Below are 10,065 nucleotides of genomic sequence, written 5' to 3'. Positions count from 1 at the left end.
GCTCCGCAAAGCTGCCGCCCGAACCGTCGATGCGGTCTGCGCCGCAATCGGCCACGCACTCGATGCCTTCACCGCCGACGAATGCGCCAATTACCTCAAAAATTCAGGCTATCGAACTTAATGCCATCACGCTTTAGCGCAAACCTAGCGCTCAGATCCGGGTCGCACACGCCCGGTTTGTCGCTGCGAGGCACTACATCTGGCAAATGGGGATCGTCGGAGCTTGCTGATCCTTTGGTGTTGGCAGACGGTGCGTGGCGATTCAGCGATCTAAGCAATATCACCGGTGTCGCCAGCGCATCCTGGCGCAAACTGTGCCGAAACATCGGCGTAGCCCCTCTTCGACCTGCCTTGAGGCAAGTGAGCGAGCCGCATCTCGATCCGCTCGGCGCCTTCATTGTGCGACCGAGCTGAGGGACGCAGCGGTTCCGTCCAAAGGGGGCGCCGCGGACGGCCTGCTCAAACGAGAATCGGGGCGGCGCAATGCATGAACAACGAACGAGAATCTCCGTAATACCCACGTCGTTTGAAGCGAGGGCCTGTGCACAGATGCCGACGCACCGCCTCAATCGACCCGTTGTGGCGTCACAACAGCCCCTTGGAGCTGCCGCGCAAACGTGCTCAGCCAAAGTCGGAATTTATAATCAAAATCAATAAGTTGCTTAGATACCATCGCCTCACGGTCGCGTGATATTTGTGCAACATCGGCGCGAAAACGCTCCACTTGAGGGCAAAACGGTGACGTCTTCCGTTGATTGATCAAGCCTCTTAGGCTCTTATCCAACCCGCGACGGAGGGGGGCATCCCGAGGTCGTCCCGTTTTAGGTGGTTCGCTTAAGTAGACCATCGTTACGAGGATGCGTTGATTTTCAACGTCTTTTCGCGGGTAGCTCAAATGGCTTTGTACGAAGATTTGTACGGGGCTTCAACTTGGAGGGTTAACATGAAGTTCAAGGGCCTTTTGCTCGGTTCCGCGGCAGCTCTGCTCGCCGTTGGGGGAGCACAAGCGGCTGATCTTCCCGTAAAGGCCAAGGCGGTCGAATACGTGAAGATCTGCTCGCTCTACGGTGCGGGTTTCTACTACATCCCCGGCACTGACACCTGCATCAAGCTGGGTGGTTATCTGCGCGCTGAAGTCGCGCTGGGCACCAATAGCGTCTTCGGGATTGCGAACGGCGCTCCCGGTGGTGCGCACAATCGCCTGAGCAACTACTACACGATGCGTGCTCGTGAGGACCTCAACATCGACACGCGCACCGCGACCGAGTACGGCGTCGTCCGCACCTTCTTCGATGGCGTCTTCTCGTGGACGACGGGTGGTTATGTCGGCACCGGCTCGGCCTTCGGCACGACGGGCTACACCGCCACCACCGCGGGTACGACCACGATCAACCCGACCGATGGCGGCACCTCGGGCGGTTCGCTCGGCGTGTACTACGCCTTCATCCAGTTCGCCGGCTTCACCATGGGTAAGGCCGTGTCGCAGTTCGACGCGCCCTGGACCAACTACCCGGGTAACAACATCGACAGCCTCGTCGGCGGCAGCGGAACGGTTACTGGTGTCAACCAGTTCACCTACACCGCTGACTTCGGTCAGGGCATCACGGCATCGTTCTCGGCGGAAGACGCGACTGCGTACTATCAGGCCGGCAACCTTAATCTGTTTGGCATCACTTCTGCCGGCGTCCTCGGTGGTTCCTATGGCGCTAACGCCATTGGCGGCTCGCGTTCGCCGAACCTCGTTGCTATGGTCCGTGTCGACCAGGCTTGGGGTCTCTTCCAGGCGTCGGTCGCTGCGCATGACAACCACGTTGCTTACTACGGCGCGGACGAAGCGACTGGCCATCCCGACGATAAGTGGGGTTGGGCGGTTCAGCTCGCTCTGTCGATCAAGAACATCCCGACCGGTGCGGGTGACGTGATCAACGTTTCGGGCGTCTACACCGACGGCGCAACCCGCTACAACTTCCAGAACCTCGCGGGTAGCTCGTACTCCATGTTCGGCGGTTCGGGCGTTGCGTACCAGAGCATCGGCTTTGCCAATGCGCCTGACACGGTGTTCGTCCCCGGTTCGAGCCAGGAGAGCGTCAAGACTTGGGGCTTCCGTGGTGCGTACACCCATAACTGGGACCCGTACTGGAACACCGCAATCTACGGTGCCTATGCACATGCATCGTTTGGATCGCTTGCCAAGAACTTCCTCTGCGGTGGTGGCGGCTTTGCCGGCTTCTTCGCGGTGCCAGGCGTTACCTCGTGTAACCCTGACTTCAACGTTGGCCAGGTGGGTGTGATCACTCGCTGGACCCCGGTGAAGAACCTGACGTTCTCAGCCGACTTCAACTGGACGCGTGTGGATCAGAAGTATGCCGGTGTGGTTGGTCCTGTTACGCCGACCGCTACCTTTGGCAAGCCCTTGGCTACCTACGAGCTGAAGGATCAGGACAGCTTCACGCTGCTGCTCCGCGCTCAGCGCAACTGGTAAGTTCGATCTATCGACCTGACCTCCAAAGGCCCTCGGCGGGAAACTGCCGGGGGTTCTTTCGTTGATGGTGACACGGCAAAGAAGCCAATGGCGCGCGTACTGACGAGCGAGGCACTAAGACCCGCTGCTTCCGAACAGATAAGCAGATTGGTCAGGTCTATCAGCGCTTCACTTGGCGAGGTTCAGGCCACGTGGGCTGGCAAGCTCCAACTGAGCGTCCCGCAATTGAACATGCTCCTCATCATCTCCGACGCGGATGACAAAGCTGGGATGTCCGTCAAAACGGTCGCGGAGTTGCTTGGGGTCGAAAGCACGTTTGTCACCGCCCAATCGAAAACCTTGGTCGCGCGAGGATTGCTAGAGAAGCGAAGCTCCCGCACTGACAAGCGGATGATCTATCTCTCACTTACACCCAAGGCCCGGAAGCAGCTCGATGACCTGACGGAGACGAGGAACGCATTTGACGCCTCCATCAAACGAGCATTCGGTGAGATCGGCACGTTGCGAACCATCGAATTACTCAAGGACCTCGACAACTGCATTTTGCGCTGCCGGTTGAGGCTGCAGCTTGAAGAGTAGGGACCGCTCCGAATGAGGGAAGGGCACATGGTTATCTTTCCATTTGGCTTCTATATTCTGGAAGGCGGACCATCTATGTGGGCAACCACCTAGACTAGAAGAGCAGAGGACCGGGCGCGCCTACGATGCCTACCGCGGGGGCAGTACGGCTCGCGGGCCGACCGCGCTCTGCGGACCGCTCGGAACGATATCGACACTTCGCCATCGGCCAGGTCGGCTTGATCACCCGCTGGACCCCGGTTAAGAACCTGACGTTCTCGGCTGACTTCAACTGGACCCACTTGGACCAGAAGATGGCGGGTACGTTCGCTTACGGGGGCGCTGGTGCAATCGCGAAGCCGGCCGCTGTGTACGAGCTGAAGGATCAGGACTCGCTGACCCTGCTGCTCCGCGCTCAGCGCAACTGGTAAGTTCGGTCTAACGACCTGACAGAGAGCCCCGGCGGGAAACCGCCGGTTTTTTTTGGTTTGCTTGCCGCGGAGCCTGCCTGCAATCAGACGCCGTGGGTGTTTGCTGGCCTCGGGACGTCCGACATTGAGCCGGCTGACGCAACAACGCGCAAACTCCGGAAGGTTCAGGGGAGCAATGATGTCCTTGTCCTCGCATGCGTCGCGGCCAAGGCTTTGGGCATCTTCCCCAAAGATGCACTCGAATTTGGGTCGCCCCGCGTAATGCTGACGCAATTCAGGCAAGTTTCTCGAATTACTGCTGATTTTCCGGTTTTGGAATGGGGCAGCGGATCCCGCTGCCGCGACCAATGACCTTCAAAGCGCATCGATCTCCGGCAGCGGCCGCATCGCGCAGCGAAGCTCGCGCGAGGAAAGGAACTCTTGCGCATGATCGCGGCTTGAATCCGCGGACCAGCGTCGCCGCCGATTGCTGGTCTGCACGGCCCCGCCTCCAAGCCCCCATACCCCCCAAGGATGGGGCCGTGCTTCATAGCAGGAGATCCCATGCCTGAGCCGACCGAGCAGGAGATCAGAGAGCGCGCGCACCGACTCTGGGAGCAAGCTGGCAAGCCCGAAGGCCGTGAGGACGAGTTTTGGCACGCGGCCGAGCAGGAGCTGCGCAACGAGGACAAGTCGAACACCACGCGGACGCCGGATACGCTGTGACCCGCAAGAAATGCCCATTCTGCTTCGGTCTGGGGTGGGTTTGCACAAACCATCCGCTCCGGGCCTGGAGTGACAAGCTGGGCGGCTGCCGGTGCGGTGAGGGGATGCCGTGCACCTGCAACACGGCCGAAGATCCCGAGATAAGAGTGGTGATCGTGGAAGCGGACACGACGTGGCACTAAAACAGCGACAGTCTCCTCAGCTCGAAGTGCTGGTCCTAGCTGCGTCTGAGCTGCGCGGAACGGAGCTCTCAAAAATGAATTGAGGCTCTGAGCAGCACGGGCTGCGCCGCAGACCGGTTCGCAGGGCGTGGTGGCCACCGTGGACGAGCAGCAAAAGATAGAGCACCAGATTGAGCTCGCAACGCGAGCCGCGGCGCTTGCCAAAGACGAAACCACTGTCGGGCGATTCCGGAGCTTTGCCGACGAGCTGACGCAAAAGCTCCTGCGCATGATGCGGCGCGGCAAGGTCCGGGCACGCGCCTACGAGCTCTGGGAGCAGGCCGGCCGTCCGGCCAACCGCGAACTGGACTTCTGGCTCGAAGCGGAGCGGCAGATCGAAGAAGAACGCGAACAGAGGAAGGGCTCGGGACCGTCATAGCGACGATCGCCGCTGGCGCTGGATGCCGATATTGCCAGCAAGGCGCTTGGCTCCGGCCGCTCGTCTCCTTGCGACAGAAAAAAGCCGCCGGGTTCTTCACCCTGGCGGCTTCAGAAGTCCGCAGCTGTTGATCGCCTCCCAGCTCGTGCGTACCGCCGTTACCTTGTTTGCGGCCATGCCTGGTCTTTGTAGGCGGACGCGGGTGATTCTGCTGTGACTTGAAGCACACAGTGGAAGGACGATGTCGGGGTTTCGCGAAGATGCGCGAGAGCTCGGGGCGGGTCGGATGGGGTGGAGCCCTTACAAATCCATCACGGCTCGTATCCAATGCAAGGCGGCAACGATGATCGTGAAGCCGAATTGCTGGGGGGCTGCTTCTCTGCCGTCGGGCAAAACACCCGCCCACCCGTCGAACCCCTTCCTACATAGATACTTCGCTTTATCGAAATTCGGGATCGGCGTATGTGTCGCCCCGCCTTGGGCCCTCTTGGCTTTGAGAGCGTGGAGCGACGAAGCAAAAGCTCGGCCTGAAAGGCGCCGCGAGATCGGCAAAAACGTGTCGGCGAACCGGGAGACGAGATCCCCGAGCGGCGAGGAACGCTTCCCACCGCTCTCCGTTAGCGGAGCAAACTTCCGGAGCCGTCGCATGACCGATTATCCAAAGCCGCCTTTTCCTGCGCAGCAGCAACCCATGCCCGGTTCGACCCGAGCGATGAATCCCAGGCCGGATCACGGCGAGGAGAGTTACAGGGGCGCCGGGCGCCTGGCTGGAAAGAAGGCGATCATCACCGGGGGTGACAGCGGCATCGGCCGCGCGGTCGCGATCGCCTATGCGAGGGAAGGCGCCGACATCGTCATCTCCTATCTGAATGAGGACGAGGATGCCGCCGAGGTCAAGGCGCTGGTGGAGCGGGAGGGACGCAAAGCCGTTCTGATCCCTGGTGACATCCGCAATCCCGAGCATTGTCGCACGATCGTTCGGCGGACCGTCGAGGAACTCGGCGGCCTGGACATCCTCGTCAACAATGCCGCTCATCAGGCCACGTTCAAGGACATCGCCGACATCAGCGACGAGGAATGGCAGCGGACCTTCGAGACCAACATCCACGCGATGTTCTATCTGACCAAGGCCGCTGTCCCGCATATGCGCCCGGGCGCCGCGATCGTGAACACGGCCTCGGTGAACTCCGACATGCCGAACCCCAGCCTGCTCGCCTATGCCACCACCAAGGGAGCCATCCAGAATTTCACCGGCGGACTTGCCCAGATGCTGGCGGAGAAGGGCATTCGGGTCAACGCCGTCGCCCCGGGTCCGATCTGGACGCCGCTCATTCCCTCGACGATGCCGGAGGATAGGGTCAAGAACTTCGGCAAGCAGGTTCCGATGCAGCGCGCCGGCCAGCCGGCCGAGCTCGCCACCGCCTACGTCATGCTCGCCGATCCGCTCTCGAGCTACACATCAGGGGCGACCCTGGCCGTCACGGGCGGCAAGCCGTTTATCTGACCGGCGACGTCAATGATCGCAATGACGAGGTTGAGAGAGCATGGCTGCTCTCCTCTCGTGCCCCGGACGCAGCCCCATTTCAGCGATGCGCTGCAGAGCCGGGGCCATCTTGCCGCATCGTATTGTCCGCCTTCTGGGTCCCGGCTCTGCGCTACAACGCTCAAAGCGTTGCAGCTTGTCCGGGACACGCGAGTGAGCGGCGACGATGTTGCTTTCGCGCTCACCCGTGCCCCCGTTAGCTGCGATACCACGCCCCCAGATTCCACGTTATGGTGTCCCACCCCGAGATGTCGACCATGAGGTTGTTGACGCCGGCGTTGACGATGTTGCGCGAGAGCAGCGGCAGGAACACGTTGGCTTCACAGAAGATCTCGTCGACCTTGATCAGCAGTGCGGCGCGCTTGACCGGATCGAGCTCGTTCTGCGCGGCCTTATAGGCCTTGTCGGCCTCGGGATCGGAGTAGCGCGAGTTGTTGCGGCCGAGCCATTTGTTGTCCTTGCTGGCGATCTCCCAGGAGACGCACTGGTTCAAGAACCGCTCCGGATCGGGCTGCGGCTGCGTCGTGTTGTACATCTCCATGTCGGCATAGAATTTCGAGTAGGTGTCGGGGTTGCCGACGTCGGAGGAAAAGAACACCGATGCGGTGACCGATTTGAGCTCGATCTCGATGCCGGCCTTCTGGCAGGCCTGCTTGATGATGGCCTGGGTCTTCTGGCGCGGGGCGTTGGTCGAGGTCTGGAAGACGTATTTGAGCTTCTTGCCGTCCTTCTCGCGGATGCCGTCCGCGCCCTTCTTCCAGCCGGCCTCGTCCAAGATCTTGTTCGCCTTGTCGACATCGAACTCGTATTTGAGCTTGCTGGACTTGAACTGCGGAGGCTGGTTGACGAAGCTCGCGGTCGCGATGCCGCCGCGGCCGTAGATGAATTTCTGGATCGACTCGCGGTCAATCAGCAAGTTGATCGCGCGGCGCACGGCCGGATCGGACAGCGTCGGGTGCTTGGTCTTGACGCTGGAGCGCTCGCCGTCGACCTCGGTCCACGGGTCGGTCGTGTTGAGGATGATGAACTCGACATTGCCCGACACGGTGACGTCGACCTTGCCTTTGCCGCTCGCCTCCATGCGCTTGAGCACCTCCTCCTCCACCTGCATGTTCCAGGCATAGTCGTATTCGCCGGTCTGCAGCACCGCGCGTGCCGCGGACACCGCGTCGCCGCCGCCCTTGACCTCGAGCGTGTCGAAATGCGGCTGGTTCTTGACGTGATAGTCGGGATTGCGTTCGGCGCGGATCATGTCGCCCGGCTTGAACTCCACGAATTTGTAGGGGCCGGTGCCGACCGGCTTCAGATTGCCGGGCGCTTCGCGCGACTTGGCGCCGGCATAGTCGCCGAAGTGATGCTTTGGCAGGATCTGACCGACCGAGCCGACGAACGGGTCGGCCCAGAACGGCGTCGGCGCCTTGAAGGTCACCTTGACCGCATGGTCGTCGATCTTCTCGACCTTGATGTCCTTGTAGGAGCCCGTGGTGTAGGCGGCGGTTGCGAGATCCGCGGCGTACTGCCAGGTGAAGACGACGTCGTCGGCGGTGAAGGGCTTGCCGTCATGCCATTTGACGCCCTGCTTGAGCTTCCAAATCACGCTCATGCCATCCGCCGCGAGGCCGCCGTTCGCCTTGGTCGGAACCTCGGCGGCAAGGCAGGGGATGAGATTGCCGTCCTTGTCCCAGCCGGCGAGCGGCTCAAAGAAGACGCGTGAGGCGATCTGGTCCTTGGTGCCGCTCGCGAAATGCGGATTGAGCAAAGTGGGAGCCTGCCAGAGCAGGAGCTTGAGCGGGCCGCCGCCGCCCGCCTTCGTTGGCTTGTACGGCAGCGTGGCATCCGCCATCGCCACATCGTGCCAGACCAGGATTTGGCTCGCGATCGGCGCTGTGATTCCGATCGCGGCTACCCTTTGGATGAACGAGCGTCGCGACAGCGTGCCTTGCTTCACCTCCGCGATCAGATTGCGGATTTCATTCTCGTTCATCGGATGCTCCCCACTCGTCCCAAGAAAAAAGTCGTCACCAGAAGTGACGCAGTCTAGCTCAGGAGGTGAGCGTGCGGGAGTCGAAGATGTCGCATTGGTTTGGTCCGAGCAACGCGACCTTGGCGGCTCCGAGGCGGAGCCGCCAACGCGTCGTCAAGCGGCGTTGGAGGCCTTGGCATTGACGCCCTTGCGCAGCGCCACCGTGTTGAGCTTGGTGTTCGCGGCCTTTTCCTCGTTCAGATTGGTGGTGAGGAAGCGCACGATCTCGTCGTGGCCGAGCTCTTCGGCCCATGCGATCAACGTGCCGTAGCGGCACATCTCGTAGTGCTCGACAGCTTGCGCGTTCGCGACGATGGCGGCGTCCAGCACGGCCTTGTCCTCGATCTCCCCGGCGGTCTCGTCGGCCTCCTTGATGAGACCGTCGATCCCCGGGCAGTGGGTTCCGCTCGGCTCCTTGCCGAGCTTCGCGAAGACCTTGTCGAGCCGCTCGACCTGCTTGCGCGTCTCTTCCAGATGGGCCTTCAGGCCGGCGACGAGGTCCCTGTTGGTGGCCTTCTCGATCATCGTCGGCAGCGATTTCAGGATCTGCTGCTCGGCCAATAGATATCCTGGAGACCATGGATCAGCAGGTCCTCCATCGATTTGATGTCCTTGGTGAAGAAACCCATAAAAGACTCCTCTTTCACAATGATGGCAGGGGAACGCCGCAGCGGGCCGGCTGTTCCCGCCTGGCTCACCAAGACGAGAGTCGGGATGAGCGGCGAAAGAGCGCGGGCGCATTCGTTCCCCACATCGGATGGAAAGGAGAAACCTTCTCCGCATCAGCCGGCCAAAAAGGATTTCAATTTCATTGATTTCGCGCGGCGGAGAAGCGAATACGGTTCCAATCGTTGCCGCAAGACCATGGAGACCAAGATGTCGTTTCGCCTGCCCCTGATTCTCTCGACCGTGCTCGCCGCCTGGTCGGCGGCGGCTGCCGCCGAGACCATCAAGATCGGCGTGACGCCGGGACCGCACGCGCAGATCTTGGAAGCGGTAAAGCCGATCGCCGCCAAGCAGGGCCTCGACATCCAATTGATCGAGTTCTCCGACTATGTCGTGCCGAACGCGGCGCTCGATGCCGGCGAGATCCAGGCCAATTCATTCCAGAACCAGCCTTACCTCGACAACCAGAAGGCCGACCGCGGCTACAAGATCGAGGCCGTCGCGCTCACCGTGAACTTCCCGATCGGCGTGTACTCGAAGAAGCACAAGGCCTTCTCCGATATTCCCGACAGCGGCAAGATCTCGATTCCGAACGATCCAACCAATGGTGGTCGCGTGCTGCTGCTGCTGCGCGACAAGGGCGTCATCAAGCTGAAAGAGGGCACCGGCTTCAAGCCGACCGTGCTCGATATCACCGAGAATCCCAAGAAGCTGAAATTCATCGAGGTCGATGCAGCGCAGGCGCCGCGCGCACTCGACGACGTCGACGCTGCCGCGATCAACACCAATTATGCAACTCAGGCGGGCCTCGATCCCGTCAAGGATCCGATCCTGCGCGAGGACCCGAAGGGGCCCTATGTCAACCTGATCGCCGTCCGCAGCGCGGACAAGGCCAAGCCTTGGGTCAAGACCCTCGTCGACAGCTACCACACGCCGGAGGTCAAGGAGTTCGTCCTGACCAAGTTCAAGGGCGCGGTGCTGCCGAGTTGGTAGGCAACCTGCTCAGCCATAGTCCGGCGCAGCGGTGATCCCGGCGGGCAGCCCTGCGCAATGCCCG

7 protein-coding genes and 2 pseudogenes are annotated in these 10,065 nt (G+C 61.3%); 7 read left to right on the top strand and 2 right to left on the bottom strand.

Annotation, left to right across the window (positions count from 1 at the left end; genetic code table 11):
• The first annotated feature begins 943 nt into the window (after positions 1-943).
• The 6 genes and pseudogenes from IVA91_RS18630 to IVA91_RS18605 all read left to right on the top strand — a co-directional run bounded on the left by IVA91_RS18630 (position 944) and on the right by IVA91_RS18605 (position 6,280).
• Complete coding sequence (locus IVA91_RS18630; RefSeq protein WP_247278280.1) at positions 944-2,482, top strand: porin; 1,539 nt, start codon at positions 944-946, stop codon at positions 2,480-2,482.
• 87 nt (positions 2,483-2,569) lie between these two features.
• A complete protein-coding gene (locus IVA91_RS18625; protein WP_247278281.1) occupies positions 2,570-3,061 on the top strand; it encodes a MarR family transcriptional regulator in 492 nt (163 codons plus the stop codon).
• Between the two features lie 197 nt (positions 3,062-3,258).
• Positions 3,259-3,471: pseudogene (locus IVA91_RS18620) on the top strand (porin); the annotation flags it as partial.
• Between the two features lie 543 nt (positions 3,472-4,014).
• Complete coding sequence (locus IVA91_RS18615; protein WP_247278282.1) at positions 4,015-4,176, top strand: DUF2934 domain-containing protein; 162 nt, start codon at positions 4,015-4,017, stop codon at positions 4,174-4,176.
• Positions 4,177-4,488: 312 nt separating this feature from the next.
• A complete protein-coding gene (locus IVA91_RS37160; protein ID WP_247278283.1) occupies positions 4,489-4,776 on the top strand; it encodes a DUF2934 domain-containing protein in 288 nt (95 codons plus the stop codon).
• A 646-nt stretch (positions 4,777-5,422) separates the two neighbouring features.
• Positions 5,423-6,280 (top strand): SDR family oxidoreductase, encoded by an 858-nt coding sequence (locus IVA91_RS18605; protein WP_247278598.1) that lies wholly within the window; start codon positions 5,423-5,425, stop codon positions 6,278-6,280.
• Positions 6,281-6,515: 235 nt separating this feature from the next.
• Here the strand turns inward: IVA91_RS18605 and IVA91_RS18600 are convergent, their stop codons facing one another.
• Both IVA91_RS18600 and IVA91_RS18595 read right to left on the bottom strand, forming a co-directional pair.
• The gene (locus tag IVA91_RS18600; RefSeq protein WP_247278284.1) at positions 6,516-8,303 is read right to left on the bottom strand and encodes a peptide ABC transporter substrate-binding protein; all 1,788 of its coding nucleotides are present in this window, start codon (positions 8,301-8,303) and stop codon (positions 6,516-6,518) included.
• Between the two features lie 153 nt (positions 8,304-8,456).
• Positions 8,457-8,971 (bottom strand): annotated as a pseudogene (locus IVA91_RS18595) (ferritin-like domain-containing protein).
• A gap of 235 nt (positions 8,972-9,206) precedes the next feature.
• Between IVA91_RS18595 and IVA91_RS18590 the strand changes: the two are divergent.
• Positions 9,207-10,001 carry a MetQ/NlpA family ABC transporter substrate-binding protein gene (locus IVA91_RS18590; RefSeq protein ID WP_247278286.1) on the top strand — a complete coding sequence of 265 codons (795 nt, stop codon included), beginning with the start codon at positions 9,207-9,209 and terminating at the stop codon, positions 9,999-10,001.
• The last annotated feature ends 64 nt before the right edge of the window (positions 10,002-10,065 follow it).

The organism is Bradyrhizobium sp. 153 (assembly GCF_023073835.1).
Classification (GTDB): domain Bacteria; phylum Pseudomonadota; class Alphaproteobacteria; order Rhizobiales; family Xanthobacteraceae; genus Bradyrhizobium.
Note: the sequence above shows the minus strand (reverse complement) of the source record. Positions and strands in the feature narration are given on the sequence as shown.